Annotated in this window: 18 protein-coding genes and 1 pseudogene; 10 read left to right on the forward strand and 9 right to left on the reverse strand. The window is 68.2% G+C overall.

What is annotated here, in order from left to right; translation table 11 throughout:
- Together MD221_RS16680 and MD221_RS16685 are read right to left on the reverse strand one after the other, a co-directional pair.
- Window positions 1–1,788, reverse strand: a pseudogene (locus MD221_RS16680) (hypothetical protein); the annotation flags it as partial.
- Window positions 1,789–1,940: 152 nt separating this feature from the next.
- A complete protein-coding gene (locus MD221_RS16685; RefSeq protein WP_242113121.1) occupies window positions 1,941–4,748 on the reverse strand; it encodes a TonB-dependent receptor in 2,808 nt (935 codons plus the stop codon).
- A gap of 459 nt (window positions 4,749–5,207) precedes the next feature.
- Between MD221_RS16685 and MD221_RS16690 the strand changes: the two genes are divergently transcribed.
- On the forward strand, window positions 5,208–5,882 hold the full coding sequence (locus tag MD221_RS16690; protein ID WP_242113122.1) for an energy transducer TonB: 675 nt from the start codon (window positions 5,208–5,210) through the stop codon (window positions 5,880–5,882).
- Window positions 5,883–5,987: 105 nt separating this feature from the next.
- On the opposite strand, the gene rlmH is transcribed toward MD221_RS16690, so the two are convergent.
- From rlmH to leuS, 6 genes are all read right to left on the reverse strand, one after another.
- Window positions 5,988–6,458, reverse strand: coding sequence for a 23S rRNA (pseudouridine(1915)-N(3))-methyltransferase RlmH (gene rlmH, locus MD221_RS16695; RefSeq protein WP_242113124.1), 471 nt, complete (start codon window positions 6,456–6,458; stop codon window positions 5,988–5,990).
- Window positions 6,459–6,524: 66 nt separating this feature from the next.
- A complete protein-coding gene (gene rsfS, locus MD221_RS16700) occupies window positions 6,525–6,941 on the reverse strand; it encodes a ribosome silencing factor (RefSeq protein WP_242113126.1) in 417 nt (138 codons plus the stop codon).
- A gap of 44 nt (window positions 6,942–6,985) precedes the next feature.
- Window positions 6,986–7,636 (reverse strand): nicotinate-nucleotide adenylyltransferase, encoded by a 651-nt coding sequence (gene nadD, locus MD221_RS16705; protein ID WP_242113128.1) that lies wholly within the window; start codon window positions 7,634–7,636, stop codon window positions 6,986–6,988.
- Window positions 7,633–8,661: a DNA polymerase III subunit delta gene (gene holA / locus MD221_RS16710; RefSeq protein WP_242113129.1), complete on the reverse strand. Its 1,029-nt coding sequence runs from the start codon at window positions 8,659–8,661 to the stop codon at window positions 7,633–7,635. Before holA ends, nadD begins: the two co-directional genes overlap by 4 nt.
- Window positions 8,662–8,734: 73 nt before the next feature.
- On the reverse strand, window positions 8,735–9,319 hold the full coding sequence (locus MD221_RS16715; RefSeq protein ID WP_242113130.1) for an LPS-assembly lipoprotein LptE: 585 nt from the start codon (window positions 9,317–9,319) through the stop codon (window positions 8,735–8,737).
- A gap of 106 nt (window positions 9,320–9,425) precedes the next feature.
- Window positions 9,426–12,152 (reverse strand): leucine--tRNA ligase, encoded by a 2,727-nt coding sequence (gene leuS, locus MD221_RS16720; RefSeq protein ID WP_242113131.1) that lies wholly within the window; start codon window positions 12,150–12,152, stop codon window positions 9,426–9,428.
- A gap of 105 nt (window positions 12,153–12,257) precedes the next feature.
- Here leuS and MD221_RS16725 point away from each other — a divergent pair, with 105 nt between their 5' ends.
- The 3 genes from MD221_RS16725 (at window position 12,258) to MD221_RS16735 (ending at window position 14,144) form a co-directional block, all read left to right on the forward strand.
- A complete protein-coding gene (locus tag MD221_RS16725; protein WP_242113132.1) occupies window positions 12,258–13,577 on the forward strand; it encodes a metal-dependent hydrolase family protein in 1,320 nt (439 codons plus the stop codon).
- On the forward strand, window positions 13,574–13,825 hold the full coding sequence (locus MD221_RS16730) for a SemiSWEET transporter (RefSeq protein WP_242113133.1): 252 nt from the start codon (window positions 13,574–13,576) through the stop codon (window positions 13,823–13,825). The genes MD221_RS16725 and MD221_RS16730 overlap by 4 nt, the downstream gene beginning before the upstream one ends.
- A 100-nt stretch (window positions 13,826–13,925) precedes the next feature.
- A complete protein-coding gene (locus MD221_RS16735; protein WP_242113134.1) occupies window positions 13,926–14,144 on the forward strand; it encodes a cyclase in 219 nt (72 codons plus the stop codon).
- Here the strand turns inward: MD221_RS16735 and MD221_RS16740 are convergent, their stop codons facing one another.
- The gene (locus MD221_RS16740) at window positions 14,145–14,747 is read right to left on the reverse strand and encodes a DUF998 domain-containing protein (protein ID WP_242113136.1); all 603 of its coding nucleotides are present in this window, start codon (window positions 14,745–14,747) and stop codon (window positions 14,145–14,147) included.
- Between the two features lie 178 nt (window positions 14,748–14,925).
- On the opposite strand from MD221_RS16740, the gene trxA reads away from it, so the two are divergent.
- The 6 genes from trxA (at window position 14,926) to MD221_RS16770 (ending at window position 20,659) form a co-directional block, all read left to right on the forward strand.
- On the forward strand, window positions 14,926–15,807 hold the full coding sequence (gene trxA, locus MD221_RS16745; protein WP_242113138.1) for a thioredoxin: 882 nt from the start codon (window positions 14,926–14,928) through the stop codon (window positions 15,805–15,807).
- Window positions 15,808–15,868: 61 nt separating this feature from the next.
- Window positions 15,869–16,327 (forward strand): DUF4442 domain-containing protein, encoded by a 459-nt coding sequence (locus MD221_RS16750; RefSeq protein ID WP_242113139.1) that lies wholly within the window; start codon window positions 15,869–15,871, stop codon window positions 16,325–16,327.
- A 77-nt stretch (window positions 16,328–16,404) separates the two neighbouring features.
- Window positions 16,405–18,540, forward strand: a complete 2,136-nt coding sequence (locus MD221_RS16755; protein ID WP_242113140.1) for a bifunctional serine/threonine-protein kinase/formylglycine-generating enzyme family protein — start codon at window positions 16,405–16,407, stop codon at window positions 18,538–18,540.
- Window positions 18,541–18,649: 109 nt separating this feature from the next.
- Window positions 18,650–19,339: a DUF502 domain-containing protein gene (locus tag MD221_RS16760; RefSeq protein ID WP_242113141.1), complete on the forward strand. Its 690-nt coding sequence runs from the start codon at window positions 18,650–18,652 to the stop codon at window positions 19,337–19,339.
- A gap of 157 nt (window positions 19,340–19,496) precedes the next feature.
- Window positions 19,497–19,892 (forward strand): DUF3592 domain-containing protein, encoded by a 396-nt coding sequence (locus MD221_RS16765; protein WP_242113142.1) that lies wholly within the window; start codon window positions 19,497–19,499, stop codon window positions 19,890–19,892.
- Window positions 19,889–20,659, forward strand: a complete 771-nt coding sequence (locus MD221_RS16770) for a queuosine precursor transporter (RefSeq protein WP_242113143.1) — start codon at window positions 19,889–19,891, stop codon at window positions 20,657–20,659. Before MD221_RS16765 ends, MD221_RS16770 begins: the two co-directional genes overlap by 4 nt.
- Window positions 20,660–20,699 lie beyond the last annotated feature (40 nt).

Genomic DNA, 20,699 nt, shown 5'->3' on the forward strand with positions numbered 1-20,699 from the left:
CACCTGGCCGGCGCAGCTGGCCGGCGCGGTGCAGGTCACCGTCTTGACCTGGCCCAGCACCCACTTGGACAGGTTGTCCGAATAGGTCGTCGCCTCGGTGCGGCTGTGGCCCAGCGTGCTCGACTTGGTCACGCTCAAGGGACGGGCAAACCCATCAAAGCTGGAGACAGCGTAACTAAATGAGGCCCCATCTTGGTCCAACTTGACACTCTTGATAGGCCTGATCAGGTAAGCATCCGCATCATTTACTTTCAGCGGCACCCCAATTTTTCTGAGAAATGGTGTCTGCTGCCCAGGCACATTTTGATAATCAGTTGTTTTTTTACTTACCAATGCCCCATCAAATGAAAGAACCTGCTCTTCGAACAACAATCCTTCATTTATAGGCGTGGAACTCCCTTCTAAATGATATCTTGTTCCGTACCGATATCTGGCTTTAGAACCGTCCGGATGAACAATCTCATTCCATTTCTCAGCGAGACCAGAATAAGGGTAAATCGAATATGACGTTACTTGTTGATTGATTCCAGGGCCTGATATCGTCTTGCTGGTTAGCCCCCAAACCTCAAAGTAAGACGGAGCCCGGGACGAATCGCAATCGGGAACCGTGCTTTCCGTATATCGAGACAGAACGCTTTTGGTAAAAGAGAATTGAGCAGTCAATCCAGAAGGATTGATCACAGAATAGACGAACGGCGTTGTTGGCGGCAAAACAGAACCGCACTCGCCCGGCTCTTCCGGAGCGACTCCGCGCGAAAAGCGCAACCGCCCGGATTTGAAATAATACCATCGCTCTCCTGCAGGAAGGGTAACCATACGAAGCCCGCCATCATCCGTACTCGTGGCAGCCGCGTACTCGTATAGAAATACACGCCCATTCGCCGTTACTTGCGAAACATTTCCATTTATATACGAAATTGAAATCGATCTTCCGTCGCTCGACGCAATGCCCGACAACTGATTGTCCGTGTAGCTGTAATTAACCCAGTTTCCAAAACGATCTTCCGCGCGACTGGCCAATAAGTACACTCGTTTTCTTACGGCATATGCAGTGCGTTGATTGCCTGGCGCGCCAACCATCGTTTTAATTGAAGACGCCCCTCTTTCCACACCCCAATCCAAATAGTATTTCTCGCCATTTGGCGTTAGAGCGACGAAACCTTCACCCGGGTATCCATTCTTCGTCTGCGACAAGCATCTCAACATTATTCGTCCTGCAGTAATCCATGGATAACTGTTCCCATCGGAAGGCAGTGAGTTCGCAGGATCCGTTACGACGATCTTGCCACCTCCACGTCCTGGGATATGCAGGCCAATCCCCGTTGTAAATTGATAGGGATAAAAGTTTGGGATATTGGCGGTAGGGCCTTTGGCGGCGCCACATCGCCTGCCAGGGTTAAGGTCGTCAACTATCCAACCTTGCTCGGACACGGTAGTTTCAATGTAGGGAATCTCTATGTCCCAATCAGCGAAGCCGCCCAAGAACCAATCATTCCTCTCTTTCGACTGATAAGTCTCTGGACCGCGATCATCAATTAAAAACCGCCGACCAACCGCAACAGACAAAGAATTGTTTCCTGGAATACTTACATCATTGACTACAAACTCTACCGCACCGGTGAACATGGAGATTTTTTCTCCAAAAGGCGCCTCGCCAAGGGGGGATATTTTTCGAGCCGCTGAAACACTTTTCTCATACTCCTGAAAGGGAAAAATCCCTTCCTGCGCCATTGCAACAGACGCATGCACAGCCGCCCAAGAAAGCAGCCCCCAAGCATAGATTTTCATCCCCTACTCCCTTAGCCACAACAAAAATATCGACTCGACTTCAAGATTAGATCACCCGGCCATCTCAAGACTCAAGAATGATTTTCTGAATACGCAGGCACAAAAAAGCGGGCCCTTTCGGGCCCGCCTGATTACAACTTACAACAATCGACTTACTTGAAGGTGTACTTCACGCCCACCGTGTAGTAACGGCCGATCGCGCCGCTGGAGTGCAGCGGGTTGTAGTTGCGGCCGCCGTACGTGGTCGGGTCGAGCGGAGCGATCTTGTCGGTGACGTTCTGCACCGAGCCGAAGACTTCCCAGGCCTCGGTCGGGTTCCAGCGACCGGACAGGTCGAAGGTGTAGAAAGCCTTGATTTCGCAGCCGCCGGGGGCGTCGCGACCGTCGGCGAAATGAGCCGCGCACGGCGCATCCTTCTTGACGATCGGGTTGGCCGGGCCCGGATCCTGATCGGGATCGACCTGCTCGAAGACGTACTCCTCGAAGGTGTTGTCGATCTTGCCGATGTAGTTGACGACGCCGCTGATGCTCCACGTGTCCTGGGCATAGGTCGCGCCGAAGTTGATGCGATCCTTCGGCATGCCGATGCAGTTGGTCACGTTGCAGTTGCCGTGCGTGCCGGCGTACTGGTGCTTGAGGCCGCCTTCCTCGGTCTGCTCGAACGAGTTCATGTGGCTCCACTGCAGGTCCAGCGTCAGCTTGCCGGCGCTTTCGAAGTCGAAGCTGTGGCGAGCGTCGAAATCGATACCGCGGACGATCGTCGAGGACGCGTTGCCGTAGGGAGCCAGCACCGCCAGCAGGGTACCCGTGCCCGGAATGCCGTTCACCAGGTCATCGCTGCGGATGTCGTTGCCCTTGGACAGCGCGGTATCGAGCGAGTCCTGGATGATCTCGTTGGTGCGCTTGATCTTCCACGCGTCGAGAGTGATCGAGGTGTTCGGGGTCGGATCGAGCACCAGGCCAACCGTGTAGCTCTTGGACTCCTCGGGCTTCAGGTTGGGGTTCGGCGAACCGATGAACGCGACGGTCACATTGCAGTTGACGGTGGTCAGCGCGCAGCGGACCGGGTCCGGAGCCGTCGCGAAGCCCACCGAAACGCCCGCCGTTTCCGCCGGGTTCGGCGCGCGGAAGCCTTCCGCGTAGGTGCCGCGCAGGGCCAGCCAGTCGAGCGGCTTCCACTTGATGCCGAGCTTCGGCGTGGTGGAGGTTTCGCCGTGCTTGTACTTGTCCACGCGGACCGCGCCGGTGAGTTCCAGCGACTCGAGGACCGGAGCGACCAGTTCGGCGTACGCGCTGGCCACTTCTTCCTTGCCGTCGTAGGCGGAGTAGCCCAGACCGATGATGTTGCCGGTATCGGTATACGTGGTCGGATCCAGCTTGGCCGACTGGCGACGATATTCGAAACCGACAGCCAGGCCCAAAGCGCCGCCGCGCAGGTCGCCGAGCGCCCTGGAGACCTTCGCGTCGAACACGTCGAGCTGGGTGCTGGCGTGCGTGCCGATGGTCGGCGAGATGTAGTCGTACAGGGCCTGGGAGTTCAGACCGGCATTGGCGCCGATGCGCCACCAGCCGACCGGGCTGTTGTCGCCGTCGGTCAGCACCTGACGGACGCGATCATAGAGCAGGAAGCCCTTGCGGCTGCTGTCGAGGCTGGTCTGCGAATGCAGGTAGGCCACGTCGTAGTCCCACTGGCCCGCCGTGCCCTTGACGCCGACGAGGAAGCGCGAGAAGTCGTTGTCGGTGGTGATGGCGCGCGGACCGACATCCCATGCGGAATAGCGCAGGCGGCCTTCCACGCCGAAGGTGTTGTCCGGATGGTCCGCACCGATCACGACCTGGCCGGGACCCGAGCTGGCGTTGACGACGCCGCCCGGATAGCCCCAGGTACCCGACACGCCCGACGGCGTGGTGGTGAAGCTGCTCTTCTTCTTCGAGTAGCCGAACTCGGTATAGAGCTCCGCATTGTCGGAGATGGCGAACGTGCCGCGCGAGAAGATGTTCACGTAGCTCTGCGTCGGGGTGAGGCTGCTGAAATCCGTGGTATCCCACAAGCAGCCCTGGTTCAGCACGTCCGGATTCTGCGGTCCGCCACCGGGCAGCGGCTTGCACTTGTCGGGCGTGAGAGACATGTACAGCCCGTTGACGCGCACGTTACCCAGCTGCGAGGAGCCCGCGATCGGGCCGCCGAAGCCGGCGATGCCGTTGAACTGGGTGATGTCGTAGCCCCAGCGGCGGATGTCGCCGGTGCCGATCCACTTGCGGTCACGGCGCTCCCTGACCTTGATGCCGTCGGTCTTGCCGCCTTCGACGTTGACGAAGAAGTTGTAGCCGTCGGTGGCCAGATCGCCCGTGCCCAGGGTCAGCGAGCCCTTGCGGTCGTCGCCGTCGCCTTCGCCGGAGATGCCGTAGGTGCCCTTGACGATCGCGCCGGTGAAGTCGCGGCGCAGGATGATGTTGACCACGCCGGCGATGGCGTCGGAGCCGTAGATCGAGGAGGCGCCGTCCTTCAGGACTTCGACGCGCTCGACGACTTCCAGCGGGATGGTGCTGAGGTCGGTGAACACCTTCTGGCCGTCGTCGGCGAGGCCGAACGGCGCCATGCGGCGGCCGTTGAGCAGCACCAGCGTCGAACCGGCGCCCAGGCCGCGCAGCGAGATGCCCGCCGAGCCGCTGGCGAAGCCGTTGCCGAAGGTCTTGGGAATCGAACCCGCGCCGTCCATGGTCAGCGTCTGCAGGTACTCGGCGACCGTGGTCTTGCCGGTGCGATCGATTTCCTGGCGCGTGATCACCTGCACCGGCGAAGCGGTTTCGGTATCGGTACGCGGAATGTTGGAGCCGGTCACCTCGATGCGGTCGAGGGTCTTGGGCTCTTCCTGGGCGTTCGCGGCGCCGGCGAAGACGGCCGCGCCCGTCAGGGCCAGCGCGATGGCGTCGCGCAGACCATTACTTCTGAAGTTCATCTCTCTCTCCAAAGAATGAAATAAAAATTGTTTGCTCCCCGCTTGGGCGATCCTAACTTTTGCCGGACCTAGCCTGGCCCGGCCTACCCAGCAGCCGATACTAGAGGGGTTTTAACAATATTTAAACCCTCGGCGGCGCTGGGGACCGCCGTTCAGGTTGAGTGTGACCGCGATTACGCCTGGTGCTGCCGGCCATACGCCGGGCCATGGTTTGGAGCCGCCAGGAATCCCAGCAAAAACAATAAGTTGGAAGACCTGTCATGGGCACGAGTTCGCCGGCCTGCGTGCGATCGGGAATTGGGCTCGGAAACGCCCTGCAAGCGGCCCCTCCTCCCTCTTGCGCCGCAGCAAGGGAAAGCGCAATTTGAGGCTGCCGCGGCGCCCCCGTCACAGGGCCTTAACCCCGGATATGAGCGACGCGCGTTATCGATGGTGCTGTGCAACCAACGGAGGTGGGTCATGGTGCTGCAACACGCTCATTCGTCTTTTTTCAGGTTTCCGCAAGGCAAGCTCGAAGCCTCGCGCATCGTCGGCGTCGCCGGCGCCATCGCGCTGAACATCGCGGTGGTGATGTTGCTGTTGATGCCGATGTCCCGGCCGCTGCCGGCTCCGTCTATCGAGATCTTCCCTCCCTACTACCCACTGCCGCCGATTGAGAAACCCCCTTCTCCGCCCAAGCCGGAGAAGGCGGAAGTGGTCAAGCCGCAGCCGCGGGCGATACCGGCGCCGATCACTCCTCCGAAGCCCACCGCCGCGCCCGCACCGGCCGAAGAACTGATCGATCCGTTCGGCGCCTTGCCCGCGACTCCCGTGGCCCCCGCCGTCGAACCGACCCCGAGCATCGAACCCGCCGGTCCGGTCACCGGCGTGCAGCTCGAATACCGCGACGCGCCGGCGCCTCGCTATTCGCGCGCGGCGCTCATGGCCGGCCTGCAGGGCACGGTATACCTGGAGGTGCTGGTGGACACGAACGGCAAGCCGCTCGAAGTGAAGATCCACAAGTCGAGCGGCCATCGCGAACTGGATGACATCGCCCGGCGCCAAGTGCTGAGTCGCTGGACGTTCCGTCCGGCGATGAAGAACGGACAGGCCGTCCAGGCCATCGGCATCGTGCCGATCGAGTTCAGCATGTAGTGCCGCGAGCGCGACTCGCCGTCGCCGCCGCAGAGCCCGCCTTCCGGCGGGCTCTGTCGTTTTCGGCGGGCCGGACAGCGCGCACCGCCGCGCGCCGAAGCCGCGTCAGGCGCGATGGTAGGGATGGTTGGCCAGCAGCGCCGCCGCGCGGTACAGCTGCTCGGCCAGTACGAGCCGCACCAGCATGTGCGGCAGGGTGAGCGGGCCCAGCGACCAGCGCTCGTCGCCGCGGGCGAGCACCTCGTCGGCATGGCCTTCCGGTCCGCCGATCAGGAAGGCCAGGTCGCGGCCCTGCCCGCGCCAGTGTTCGAGCCGGCGCGCCAGCTGCTCGGAGGAATGCGACGTGCCGCGCCCGTCGAGAACGACGACATGCGCCTGCTTCGGCAAGGCGGCGAGCACGCGCGCGCCTTCGTCCTGGGCGGCACGGACGATGTCGCGGTTCTTGCCGCGCAGGCCCGGCGCGACCTCGACCAGGTCGAGCGGCAGCCAGTGCGACAGGCGCTTGCGGTATTCGGCGAAGCCTTCGGCCACCCAGGCCGGCGCATGTTCGCCGACGGCGATGAGGCGAGCTTTCATGGGCGCCATGTTAGCGCCGCAGCGAACGGGAGCCGTTCGCCGCCTGGCGCGGCCGCGCGGGTCGGATCAGCGGCCCGCGGCGCCCTCGGGTTCCACGGCTTCCGGCGGCTGGTCGCCGACGGTCCACAGCCGCTCCAGCGCATAGAACTCGCGCACGCGCGGCAGCATGACGTGGACGACGACATCGCCCAGGTCGACCAGCACCCACTCGGCCTCGCGCTCGCCTTCCACGCCCAAGGGCTGGCAATCGAGCTGCTTGGCGTGCTTGACCACCTCATCGGCGATCGATTTGACGTGCCGCGACGAAGTACCGGAAGCCACGACCATGAAGTCGCATACGCTGGTCTTGCCGCGGACGTCGATCTCGACGACATCCTGGGCTTTGAGGTTCTCGACGGCGTCGCTGACGGCCTTGAGCAGAACGTCGGCCGGCGGCGGCGGATTCGGAAGACGGGTTTTGATGACTTGGGCGGGACTGGTCAAGGGCACGGGCTCGTGGGACTGCAGATGGATTATAGCGAAGACGGTTACAGGACCCTGCTTCCGTACAGGCCGTTCAGGGCGATGTAATCGGCCACCGGCGCGGGCAAGCGCTCGCGCCAGGGCCCGCCTGCGGCGATCAGGTCGCGGATGCCGGTGGCCGAGGCCTCGTGCAGGGGCTGGCGCAGGCGCAGGACGCGGCCGGCCGGGGCGGCCTCGAGCTCGGCGGCGGCGTCCGCCCAGCGTCCGGCGACGGCGGCGGCCAGTTCCGGCGGCAGGCCGGCGTCGAGGGGGCTGCCGGGCCGTTCGGCGACCACGAAATGCGCCTCCGAGAACAATTGGCGCCAGTCCTTCCAGCTCGGCAGGGCCAGGAAGCTGTCGGCGCCGACCAGCAGCGCCAACGGCGCCTGCGCGCCGTATTCATCGCGCAGGGCGCGCAAGGTGTCGATGGTATAGCTGCGGCCGGCGCGCTCGAGTTCGCGGCGGTCCACGCGCAGTCCCGGTTCTCCGGCGACGGCGAGATCCAGCATCGCCACGCGCTGCGCCGCCGTCGCGCCCGGCGGCGGCCGGTGCGGCGGGTCGGCGGCGGGCATCAGGCGGATCGTGCGGTGGAGCGCGTCGCGCGCTGCGCGCGCGATCGCCAGGTGGCCGTTGTGCACCGGGTCGAAGGTGCCGCCATAGTAGACGCGCAGGCTCACGACAGCAGCGGCAGGGCCTTGGCTTCGCTGACGGCCAGCAGCAGGCGTTCGAGCGCCTGCCAGGGATCGCCCGCCGCCCTGCCCTTGCTCATGCGGTCGATGCGGCCGGCCTCGGCGACGAAGCGCTCCCAGCGCGGCGCGGCATGGCGCTGCAGCGCGCGCCGGTAGACGGCCTGCTTGGAATCCCAGACCCGCTGCGCCTTGAATTCGGCGGCCAGGTTGCCGCCACGGGCCTGCACGCGCGCCAGCGCGGCCGCCAGCTGCAGCTCGCGTACCACCATGCCCATCAGCGCCGGCACCGCCTCGCCCTCGGCGCGCAACCCGGCGAGCATGCGCGAGACCTGCGCGGCCTGTCCGTTCAGGGTGGCGTCGACCAGGCGGAAGACGTCGAAGCGCGCGGCATCGGCGACCAGCGCCTCCATGCGCGCGGCGTCCAACGGCTGGCCGTCGGCGAGCAGGGCCAGCTTGTCGATTTCCTGCGCGGCGGCCAGCAGATTGCCTTCCACGCGCGCCACCAGCCGCTGCACGGCGTCGCGGTCGGCATGCACGCCGCGGCTGCGCAGCCGGCCCTCCACCCAATCGGTCATCTCGTGCGGCTTCACCGCCCAGGCGACCACCAGATGGCCGGCGCGGGCGACCGCCTCGCTCCACTTGCCGCCGTGCTGCCGGCTCCATTCGCCGCCGGTGATCAGCAGCGCGGTGTCGCCAGGCGGCTGGGCGCAATAGTCGGCGATCACCTCGGCGCCCTCCTTGCCGGGCTTGGCCGTGGGCAGGCGCAGCTCGATCAGGCGCTGCGAGGAGAACAGGCTGGGGGCGCGGAAGCTCGCCGACAGCGCGTTCCAGTCGAAGTCGCGGCCGTCGGCGTCGAACACCTCGCGTTCGGCATAGCCCTGCGCGCGCGCCTGCGCGCGGACGGCATCGGCCGCCTCGATCACGCGCAGCGGCTCGGGCCCGGCGATCAGGTAGACCGGCCGCAGCGGCTCGGCGCGCAATTGCGCGGACAGGCGTTCGGGACTCAGCTCCATGTCAGGCGCGTCCATGCGAGGCGCGCGCCCGGGCGGATCGCGCCCCGGACGGCATCGCGATCCAGGACCGCGCTCAAGGCGGCGCGGTCGGATCGGGCAGCGTCGCGTCGGTGGGCTCCACCGGCGTGGCCGGCCTGGGCGAACGCGCCGCCACGTCGATGCGGCGCAGGATGGCCGCGGTCATGTCCTTGCGCATTTCCTTGCCCAGCAGCTCGGCCTCGCTCTCGGCGCCGGTGGCGTTGGTCGGGCTGGAGATGTAGTCGCGCGCCATCTCCACCACCTGCTGCGGCACGAACACGGTGCCGTCGGCCCTGGTGAAGGAGAACACCACCGCGTAGCGCAGCGTGTATTCCTGCGAACGGCCGAACTGGTCGACGCTGATCGGCAGCGAGCCCCATTTCTCCGAGCGGATGTTGAGCACCGCCTTGCCGTCGACCGCGCCCTCGGCGGTGGCGTCGGCGCCGGCGCGCTCCAGCGCCTGCACCACCGACTGCGCCAGCGGGCTGTAGGGATTGCGGGCGACGACGCGGATCGGGCCGACGTCCTGCGGCAGGGTCAGCGCGCTGCGCAAGTGGAAGCCGCAGGCGCTCAGCACCAGCGCGAGGACGGCGATCGCCGCGCCGCGAAGAAGGCGGGGCCTGGTCGGGGCTGCTGTCATCGGGCCTGCTGTCCGGCGTGCTTTGTTCATGTGCGCAGTCTGGACGAGACGGCTAAGGGCGGCAAGCGCGGGGCGCCGCGAACCGCGCCCCGCCGCCATTCCGCGTTCAGGCAACCACGATGTTGACGATCTTGCCGGGGACGATGATCAGCTTGCGCATCGCCTTGCCCTCGACGAACTTGGCCGCGTTGGGCTCGGCCAGGGCGGCGGCCTCGATCTGCTCGCGCGGCGCATCGGCGGCGACCTCGATGGTGCCGCGCAGCTTGCCGTTCACCTGCACGGCCAGGGTCAGCTGGTCGCGCACCAGGGCGGCGGGATCGGCCTGCGGGAAAGGCACGTCCTCGATCACCGTCTGCGGATGGCCCAGCACCTGCCACAGGGCATGGCTGACGTGCGGCGTCACCGGATTGAGCAGCAGCACCATCGTCTGCAGCGTCTCGTGGCGCAGCGCCCGGCCCTGCTCGCTCATGTCGTCGAATTTCGACACCGCGTTGAGCAGCTCCATCAGCGCGGCGATGGCGGTGTTGAAGCTGTGGCGGCGGCCATAGTCGTCGCCGACCTTCTGGATGGTCTCGTGCAGCTGCCGGCGCAGGGCCTTCTGCACCGGGCTCAGCGCGGCGGGATCGACCTCGGGATGGTCGGGCTGCGCGGCGTGCGCGGTCACCTCGCGCCAGAAGCGGCGCAGGAAGCGCGCCATGCCCTCCACGCCGGCCTCGCTCCACTCCAGCGACATGGTCGGCGGCGAGGCGAACATCGAGAACAGGCGCACGGTGTCGGCGCCGTAGGCCTCCACCAGCATCACCGGGTCGACGCCGTTGTTCTTGGACTTGGACATCTTCTCGATGCCGCCGATCGCGACCGGCTCGCCGTCGCTCTTCAGCACCGCGCCGACGATCTTGGCGCGTTCGTCGCGCAGGACCTCGACGTCCGCGGGGTTGAACCATTCCCTGTTGCCTGTCTCGCTCTCGCGATAGAACGTTTCCGCCACCACCATGCCCTGCGTCAGCAGGTTCGTCGCCGGCTCGTCGCTGTCCACCATGCCGGCGTCGCGCAGCAGCTTGTGGTAGAAGCGGAAGTACATCAGGTGCAGGATCGCGTGCTCGATGCCGCCGATGTACTGGTCCACGGGCAGCCAGTAGCGGGCGCGCGCGTCGACCATGTCGCCGGCGCCGGGCGAGGTGTAGCGCGCGTAGTACCAGCTCGACTCCATGAAGGTGTCGAAGGTGTCGGTCTCGCGCTCGGCCGCGCCGCCGCATTGCGGACAGGTGGTCCTGCGCCATTCCGGATCGGCCTTGATCGGCGACTGCACCCCGGAGAAGGCCACGTCCTCGGGCAGCAGCACCGGCAACTGGTCCTCCGGCACCGGCACGTCGCCGCATCTGGGGCACAGGATCACCGGGATCGGGCAGCCCCAGTAGCGCTGCCGGCTCACGCCCCAGTCGCGCAGGCGGAAATTGACGCGCCGCGCGCCGCGGCCTTCCTGCTCGAACTTCGCCGCCAGCGCGTCGAAGCTCTCGCGGTAGTCCATGCCGTTGTATTCGTCCGAGTTCACCAGCCAGCCGCGCTCGGTGTAGGCGCCCTCTTCCTGGATGGCGCGCTCGAAGGACTCCACCACCTGCACGGCGGCGCCGGTGTCGTAGACGTCGACGGCGGCGCTCTCGCCGAGCGCGGCGCGCATCGGATCCTGGGCGCGCCCGATGTCGGAGGCGATCTCCCGCAGCGCGTCGCGCACCTGCGCCGGAACCACCACCATGCGGATCGGCAGGCCGTAGGCCTTGGCGAACTCCCAGTCGCGCTGGTCGTGCCCGGGCACCGCCATCACCGCGCCGGTGCCGTAGCCCATCAGCACGAAGTTGGCCACCCACACCGGCACTTCCTCGCCGCTGATCGGATGGATCGCGCGCAGGCCGGTGTCCATGCCGCGCTTGGCCTGGGTCTCCAGCTCGGCCTCGGAGACGCCGCCCTTGCGCAGGTCCTCGATGAAATCGGCCAGCTCGGGATTGCCCGCCGCCGCCTTGCGGGCCAGCGGATGCTCGGCGGCCACGGAGATGAAGGTCACGCCCATCAGCGTGTCCGGGCGCGTGGTGAACACGCGCAGCGGCGCGTCCTCGCCGTCGACGCGGAACTCGATCTCCAGCCCCTCGCTGCGGCCGATCCAGTTGCGCTGCATGGTCTTGACCGAGTCCGGCCAGCCCGGCAGCGCGTCCAGGCCGTCGAGCAGCTCCTGGGCGTAGTCGGTGATCTTCAGGAACCACTGCGGGATCTCGCGCTTTTCCACCAGCGCGCCGGTGCGCCAGCCGCGGCCGTCGATCACCTGCTCGTTGGCCAGCACGGTCTGGTCGACCGGATCCCAGTTCACCACCGAATTCTTGCGGTAGGCCAGCCCCTGCTTCATCAGGCGCACGAACATGCGCTGCTCGTGCACGTAGTACTCGGGCCGGCAGGTGGCGAACTCGCGCGACCAGTCGATGGCATAGCCCATCGACTGCAGCTGCGCGCGCATGTGCTCGATGTTGGCGTAGGTCCACTTCGCCGGCGCGGTGTTGTTCTTGATCGCGGCGTTCTCGGCCGGCAGGCCGAAGGCGTCCCATCCCATCGGCTGCAGCACGTTCTTGCCGGTCATGCGCTGGTAGCGGCTGATCACGTCGCCGATGGTGTAGTTGCGCACGTGGCCCACGTGCAGCGCGCCCGAGGGATAGGGCAGCATCGACAGGCAGAAGAACTTCGGCTTCGCGGCGTCCTCGCGCACCTCGTAGGCGCGGGTGTCGGCCCAGAACTTCTGGGCGGCGGTTTCGACGGCTTTGGGGTCGTAGGCGGCGGCTTCGGTGGACACGGGCGACGGCTGGGAGGCGGACGAACAGGGTCGGCAAGCCTACCGCAGCGCACAATTCGCCGCCACGCGCCGGCTATCATCGCCCGCGACCCCGAGGGACTTCCGATGAACCGATCCGCCTCCGCGCTGCTCCTGGCCCTGGCCTGCCTGCCGGCGTCCGCCGCCCCCGCCGAGCCGCCCCCGCCGCAGGCGCTGCACTGCGGACGCCTGTTCGACAGCCGCGGCGGCCGCGTCCTGGGCGAGCACACGGTGCTGGTGCGGGACGGCAAGATCGCCGAGGTGCGCCCCGGCCGCGTCGAGTTCCCCGGCGCGCAGCCCCTGGACCTGTCCGGGCGCACCTGCCTGCCGGGCTGGACCGACCTGCACGTGCACCTGGAGTCGCAGTCCAGCCCGCAGAGCTATTCCGAGGGCTTCCGCCTGGATCCGGTGGATTTCGCCTTGCGCAGCGTCGGCTACGCCGAGAAGACCCTGCTGGCGGGCTTCACCAGCGTGCGCGACCTCGGCGGCGACGTGGCCCCGCACCTGCGCGACGCCATCAACCAGGGACTGGTGCGCGGCCCGCGGATCTTCGCCGCCGGCAAGGCCATCGCCACCACCGGCGGCCATGCCGACCCGACCAACGGCTACAACTCCGAGCTCTCCCATCTGCTCGGCCCGCCCGGCCCCACCGAGGGCGTGATCAACTCGATCGAGGACGCCCGCCAGGCGGTGCGCCAGCGCTACAAGGAAGGCAGCGACGTGATCAAGATCACCGCCACCGGCGGCGTGCTGTCCTACGCCAAGTCGGGCGATGCGCCGCAGTTCACCGTGGACGAGGTCAAGGCCGTCGTCGAGACCGCCAGGGACTACGGCTACCGCGTCGCCGCCCACGCCCACGGCACCGAGGGCATGAAGCGCGCGGTGCTGGGCGGGGTGACCAGCATCGAGCACGGCACCTACATGAGCGAGGAGGTGATGTCGCTGATGAAGCAAAAGGGCACCTGGTACGTGCCCACGCTGTCGGCCGGCCGCTTCGTCGCGGAGAAGGCGAAGATCGACGGCTACTACCCCGAGATCGTGCGCCCCAAGGCCGCGCGCATCGGCGCCCAGATCCAGGACACCGCCGCCAAGGCCTACAAGGCCGGGGTGAAGATCGCCTTCGGCACCGACATGGGCGTCGGCCCGCACGGCGACAACGCCCGCGAGTTCCTCTACATGGTCGAGGCGGGCATGCCGGCCGCCTACGCGCTGCAGGCGGCGACGATCCGCGCCGCCGAGGTGCTCGGCGTCGACGACCAGGGCGTGATCGAGGCCGGCAAGCGCGCCGACATCATCGCCCTGCCCGGCGACCCCGTGGCCGAGATCGGCAACGTGCTCAAGGTCGATTTCGTGATGAAGGACGGCGCGGTCCACCGGCGCCCGGCGGCGACCACGACCGCGCAGTGAACGCGCACTGGCTCGGCGCCGTCGCGGCCACGCTGACCACCGTGGCCTTCGTGCCGCAGGCGCTGAAGACCATCCGCAGCCGCGACACGCGCGGCATCTCGCTGGCCATGTACCTGATCTTCACCGCCGGCATCGCCTGCTGGTTCGGCTACGGCCTGCTGTTGGGCTCCTGGCCGATGATCGTCTCCAACGCGGTCACCTTCTTCCTGGCCGCGACCATCCTGGCTCTGAAGCTGCGCCACGGCTGAGACGGCTTCGCATCCGGCTCAACACGGCGTTCGCAAACGCTCGCTGGTGCCGCGCGGCGCGCGGCCGCAGCATGCGGCCTCTCCGACGGCAGGATCCGGCATGCGGCATGAAGACAGACGCGTTCTCTTCGATTTCGAGATCGATTTCAGCAACGGCGGCGGGCTGCAGGGCCAGGACTTCCGCCTGGACATCGACGGCGAGGACATCTCCGACCGGGCGCTGGCCGACCTGCTGGTCAACGATCTGCGGCTGCTGATGGTGGGCAGCGTGCGCATCCTGCGCAAACGCATCGTCCGCGAGGCGCACAAGCGCCGCTAGCTAGCGGCGCCCCGCCAGCGCCGCGGCGAGCGCGATCCACCACAGGAACCAGAGCGCGAACGCGGCGCGCTGCGCGATCGCCGCCGGCATCGCCAGCGGCCCGAACAGCACCAGGGCCAGCAGCGCCAGCGCGGCCAGCCCGCCCGCCCAGGCCGGCGGACCGCCGCGCCCCGGCCAGCCGCGGTGGCGCCCGACCGCGATGGACAGCGCGCCCGCCGCGAACGCCACCCACCACAGCGTCCAGGCCGAGGCGTGCAGGCGGCTGCCGGTCGCTTCCAGGTCGTCCGGGTCCAGCGGCAGCAGGCCCTGCGCGGCGAAGGCGAGCGCCGAGAGCATCGCCAGCCAGGCGCCGATGCGCAGCGCCCAGGAAGCGTCCGCCTGCATGGCCTGCCGCAACCGCCAGGCCACGAAGGCGATCAGCAGCCCCGGCACCACGAAGGCGGCCAGGTTGAACGCCGGCGCGCCGTCGATCCCGCGCGCGCCCAGCAGGGCCAGCGGATGCACGCCGTGCGCGTAGCCGGCCAGCGTGGCGCCCGACACGATTGCCGCGGCGGCGGACAGCGACGCCGCCAGCCAGGCCGCCCGGAGCGCGGCACGGCTCATGCGGCGCGCGCTCCGCCGGTTCCGGGCGCGGTCTCGCGGCAATGGCGCATGGCTGTCGTCCTCCGGGCATCTGGATGCCCGTATGGTGACATCCGCGCCCGGCCCTGGCTTGCGGACTTCGGTTGGAAACGGCCGCAACAGGCACAATCTGGTCCCGAACGCCCCACGGACCCCCCGCATGCTCCCCGACACCGCCGCCTCCGCCGACGCCCGCGTCTTCGACGCCACCACCGCCACCTTCGAGGCCGAGGTCCTGCACAGATCGCTGCAGACGCCGGTGCTGGTCGACTTCTGGGCCGAATGGTGCGGGCCGTGCAAGAGCCTGGGACCGATCCTGGAGAAGCTCGCGGCCGATTTCCACGGTGCCTTCGTGCTGGCCAAGGTGGACACGGAGCAGGAACCGCAGATCGCCTCGGCCTTCCAGATCCGCTCGATCCCCACCGTCTTCCTGGTCAAGGACGGGCAGATCGTCGACGGCTTCCAGGGCGCGCTGCCGGAAGGCCAGGTGCGCGAATTCCTGCGCCATCACGGCATCGAGCCGGCGTCGGCGGACGAAACGGCGGAAGCGGAGGCCGCGCCGGCCCCGGTCGATCCGCACGCCGAGGTGATGCGCCTGCGCAAGGCGGCGGAGGCCGAGCCGGACAAGGCCGAGCACAGGCTCGATCTCGCCCTGGCCCTGTTGCGCACCGGCGGCGCGCGCGAAGCCGAGCAGCTGCTCGACGCCTTGCCCGCCAACCTGGCCACCGACGACCGCGCCGTCCGCGCCCGCGCGCGACTGGCCTTCGCCGCGCTGCTCGAGAACGCTCCGCCGCCGCAGACCCTGGAGGCGGCCATCGCCGCCGATGCCGGCGACCTGCGCGCCCGCCACCTGCTGGGCGTGCAGCGCATCCTCGCCGGCGATGCCGAGGCGGGCCTGGAGCAATTGCTGGAGATGCTGCGCCGCGACCGCAACTACGCCGACGGCCTGCCGCGCAAGGCGCTGATCGACGCCTTCCGCGTGGTCGAGGACGAGGATCTGGTCGGCCGCTATCGCCGCAGGATGTCGTCGCTGCTGTTCTGACCGGCCGCGAACCATACCTTTGCGTATGGTAGGCTCGATCTCTCCCGCGAGAGGCCGCCGCATGTCGCCGTCGAAGTTCCGCCTGGTCATGAACCTGTGGCCGCCGTTCCTGTTCAGCGGCATCCGCGTGCGCGAGATCGCGCCCGGCTGGCGCGCGGTGCGCGTGGAGCTGCGCCAGCGCTGGTACAACCGCAACTACGTCGGCACCCATTTCGGCGGCAGCCTGTTCGCGATGACCGATCCGTTCTGGATGATCATGGCGCTGCAGGCGCTGGGACGGGACTACATCGTCTGGGACAAGGCGGCCACGATCGAATTCGTCAAGCCCGGGCGCGGCACGGTCACCGCGCGCTTCGCGCTCGACGAGGCGGCGCTGGACGCCATTCGCGCCGCGACCGCCGGCGGCGAGAAAACCTTGCACTGGTTCGAGACGCCGGTCACCGATGCGAGCGGCGAGACGGTGGCGCTGGTGCGCAAGCAGATCTACGTGCGGCGCAAGCGCGAAACCGGCGCCGGCTGACCGGGCGGCGTGCGCCGCCGATATTCATCCTGCCGTCGCCGGGAGCGCGTATTCTGCCGGGCGACACAGGGGGACGCATGCATAAGGCGCCACAGGACAGAACCCGCGATCCGGCGCTGCCGGACATCGCCGGCTATCGCCTGTCGCGCGTGATCGGCAGCGGCGGCATGTCGACCGTCTACCTGGCCGACCAGGTCTCGCTCGACCGCCAGGTCGCCATCAAGGTGATGCTGCCCGAAGCGCTGGCCGACGAGGTCAGCCGGCGCCGCTTCGAGAACGAGGCCCGCACCATCGCGCGGCTCGAGCATCCACACATCGTGGGCATCTACGAGGTCGGGCGCACCCGCGACGGCCTGCCCTACTACGCCATGCCCCATCTCTCGCGCGGCCACCTGGGCGAGCGCATCGCCGCCGCCGGCGAGCTCGGCATGGATCCGCAGCGCGTGCGCGACATCCTGCACGCCCTGCTGTCCGCGCTCGGCTACGCGCACGCGCGCGGCACCATCCATCGCGACGTGAAGGCCGAGAACGTGCTCTTCGACGACGCCGACCGGCCGATGCTGGCGGACTTCGGCATCGCCCTGCGCCGCGGCTACGGCGCGCGCGTCACCACCACCGGCTTCGCCGTCGGCAGCACCGCCTACATGGCGCCGGAGCAGGCGCGCGGCGACGAGGTCGACCACCGTACCGACCTGTACGCGGTGGGCGTGCTGGCCTGGGAAATGCTGGTCGGCGAATTGCCGTACAACGCCGCCGACGCGGTGTCGATGGCGGTGATGCACGTCAAGGACCCGATCCCGCGCCTGCCCTTCCGCCTGCGCCACTGGCAGAAGTTCTTCGACCGCGCGCTCGCCAAGGGGCCGCTGAAGCGCTTCCGCGACGCGCGGCACATGCAGGAAAGCCTCGACCAGGTGCCGCACCGCCAGGTCACGCGCGAGATCCTGGCCGTCCCGGCGCTGCGCCGCGGCGCGGGCGTGCTCGGCGCGATGCCGCTGCTGGGCTGGTTCGGCGTGCTGGTGCTGATCGCCGCGGCGCTGGGGCTGTTCCTGCACGGAACGGTCGAGACGCCCGGCGGCGTGCAGGCGCCGCCCGCGGCGATCGCGACGGCGCCGGCCGCCGCGCCGCCTGCACCGACGATGGCGACGCAGGCGGCGGCAATCGCACCGGCCGGCATCGCCGAAGCCGCTGCCGCCGCGCCGAGCAACGACCCCGCCCAGGCCATGCTGCGCGCCGCGCCGTCCTCGGAAGCCGAGCGCTGGGTGGCCGACGCCGACGCGCAGATCCGCGCCGGCCGCCTGCTCACGCCGAAGAACGGCAACGCCTTCGACAGCCTGCTCGCGGCATCGCGCCGCGATCCGGGCTACGACGCCCTGCTGCCGGCGCTCGGCCGCCTGGTCGACGCCCTCGGCCGCGAGGCGGTGCGCGCCGTCGGCAAGGGCGACGACGCCCGCGCCAGGCAGCAGGTCGCCGCCGCCGCGCAGATCGTGCAGCGCCTGCAGCAGCCCGGACACCCGGCGATCGGGCGCCTGCGCGCCGATGTCGCCAAGGCCTACGACGCGCGCGTGGACCGCGCGGCCGCCGATTTCGACCGCGAGGCCGGCAAGCAGGCGGTGGCGGGCGCCAAGGGCAGCGGCGCCCTCGAAAGCGTCGACCTGCGCAAGCTGACCGCGCGCGCCAACAGGATTCCGGCCTCGGGCGAGCGCCTGAAGCAGGCCGGCGACATGCTGCTGGTGCGCGGCGAAGGCCATGCGTTCGCCGCGGCGCCCGGCCCGGTGAGCCGCGACGAATACGCCCGCTTCGCCGCCGCCACCCGGCGCGAGATGGCGCTATGCCGCGAACGCGGTTCGCTGCTGCGGCTGTTCTCGCCGCGCAACTGGAAGTCGCCGGGCTTCGCCCAGGTCGGCAGCCAGCCCGTCGTGTGCGTGTCCTGGGCCGATGCCGAAGCCTACGCGCATTGGCGCAGCGCCCAGGACGGCCGTCGCTATCGCCTGCCCAACGCCGCCGAAGCCAAACTGCTGCCCGCCGACCCGGAGCAGGTCCGTGCCGTCGCGGAATGGAACAACGACTGCGACGGCCACTGCGCCAAGCGCCTGAGCAACGGCAGCAGCTGGCGCGGCGCCAAGGGCGCGCGCGGCCTGCCCGCCGACCGCGGCTACGACGACGTCGGCATCCGTCTGGTGAGCGATCTGCCCGACGCGGTGGCCAAGCGCTGAACCGTGCGCCGCCGTTCGTTCGACGGCCCGCTTTTCCGTCGGCGAAAGACGCAGCGCCGGCGATAGCGCGCACGCGCACGGCGGAGCGCGCTCTGTAGAATCGGCGGCCATGACCGCACCGTCGACACGCCACCGCCTGCAGCGCCTGTTCCTCACCGGCCTGCTCACCCTGCTGCCGATCTGGCTGACCTGGGTGGTGATCAAGTTCGTCTTCGTCCTGCTCAGCGGGCTGAGCAAGCCCTGGGTGGAGCCGGTGGCGCAACGCGTGGCCGCCGCCGAGCCGAGGCTGCTCGGCTGGTTCGCCGACGACTGGGTGCAGACCACGATCGCGATGGTGGCGACCTTGTTGGTGATCCTGCTGGCCGGCTGGCTGGCGCGGCGCGTGGTCGGGCAGCGCCTGCTGTCCTGGTTCGAGGCGCTGGTGGCGCGCGTGCCGCTGGCCAACATGATCTACGGCAGCGCGCGCAAGCTGCTCGACATCCTGCAGACCAAGCCGGACGGCACCCAGCGCGTGGTGCTGATCGACTTTCCGCACAGCCAGATGAAATCCGTCGGCTTCGTCACCCGGGTCATGCGCGAGGCCGGCAGCGGCCGCGAACTGGCGGCGGTGTACGTGCCGACCACGCCAAACCCGACCTCCGGCTATCTGGAGATCGTCCCGGTGGAGAAGATCACGCCGACCGACTGGACGGTGGACCAGGCGATGAGCTTCATCATCTCCGGCGGCGCGGTGGCCCCGGAAACCATTCCGTTCACGCCGCCGGCATCGTCAGGCCCGGCGACGGCCGCGAAGGAATAACCCGCCTTCGGCGCATGCGTCCGCGACCGAGCCCGGGCGTGCATTTCGTTGCACCCGTCACGGCCCCGGGGTTTGCCTGTGCGGGCGCGTTGCTCCTACTGTATGCCGCGCCGCCCGCCGCATTCGTCCGCCGCAGGGCTTTGACAGGACCCGTGCCATGCAGATCGTGTTCGGCATCGTCTTCGCCCTGACCGGCCTCGGATTCCTGTTCCTGTTCGCCCGTGAGGCGCTGCGCCATGCCGATGCGGGCATGAGGGCGCAAGGCACCGTTGAGGCGGTCGACGACGTGGCCGTCGGCGACGGCCTCTATGCGGTGCGGATCGGCTACCGCGATGCCCGGGGACGCCACATGTCGGGAACCGGCGAGGCGAGGACGCGCCGGCCCAGGGTCGGCGAGCAGGTGCGCATCCGCTACAACCCGAACACGCCGGATACGGTCTTCCTGGATGGAAACCGGCCCGGCCTCGTCATGTCGTTGCTCATGAGCGCCTTTTTCCTCGCCCTGGGCATCCATATCGCCCTAGACGGCATCCACCGTCCCCTCTCAGGATGATCCGCGTGCTCCAGGACCGCGCCACCAAGCTCTTCGTCGCCCTCACCGCCTTCTTCTGCGTCAACGCGGCGCTGGCCGAGTTCATCGGCGTAAAGATCTTCGCGCTCGAGGACACGCTGGGCTTCAGGCCGCTGGAGTGGAACCTCTTCGGCCAGACCGGCTCGCTCAACTTCACTGCCGGCACCCTGCTGTGGCCGATCGTGTTCATCATGACCGACACGATCAACGAATACTTCGGCCGGCGCGGCGTGCGCTTCATCAGCTGGCTGGCCGCCGCGCTGATCGTCTACGGCTTCGCCTTCGCCTTCATCGCCATCCACCTGGCGCCGGCGTCCTGGTGGGTGGGCGTGGCCAAGGACGAGGGCGTGCCGGACTACCAGGCGGCGTTCGCGGCGGTATTCGGCCAGGGCCTGTGGACCATCTGGGGCTCGCTGATCGCCTTCATCCTCGGCCAGCTGATCGACGTGGCCGTCTATCACCGCATCCGCCGCCGCACCGGCGACCGCCATGCCTGGCTGCGCGCCACCGGCTCGACCGCGGTGTCGCAACTGATCGACAGCTTCGTGGTGCTGTACATCGCCTTCGTGCTCGGCCCGCAGCACTGGCCGATGTCGCTGTTCGCCGCCGTCGCCAGCCTCAACTACGTCTACAAGATGCTGGCGGCGATCGCGCTGATTCCGCTGCTGTACCTGGCGCGCGCCGGCATCCACCGCTACCTCGGCCACGCGCGCGCCGCGCAGTTGCGCGAGCAGGCGGCCGCGGCCTGACCGCCACGATGACCATCGGCCCTTGCCGCCCCGCCCCGCG

It is taken from the genome of Luteimonas aquatica (assembly GCF_022662575.1).
GTDB lineage: Bacteria > Pseudomonadota > Gammaproteobacteria > Xanthomonadales > Xanthomonadaceae > Luteimonas > Luteimonas aquatica.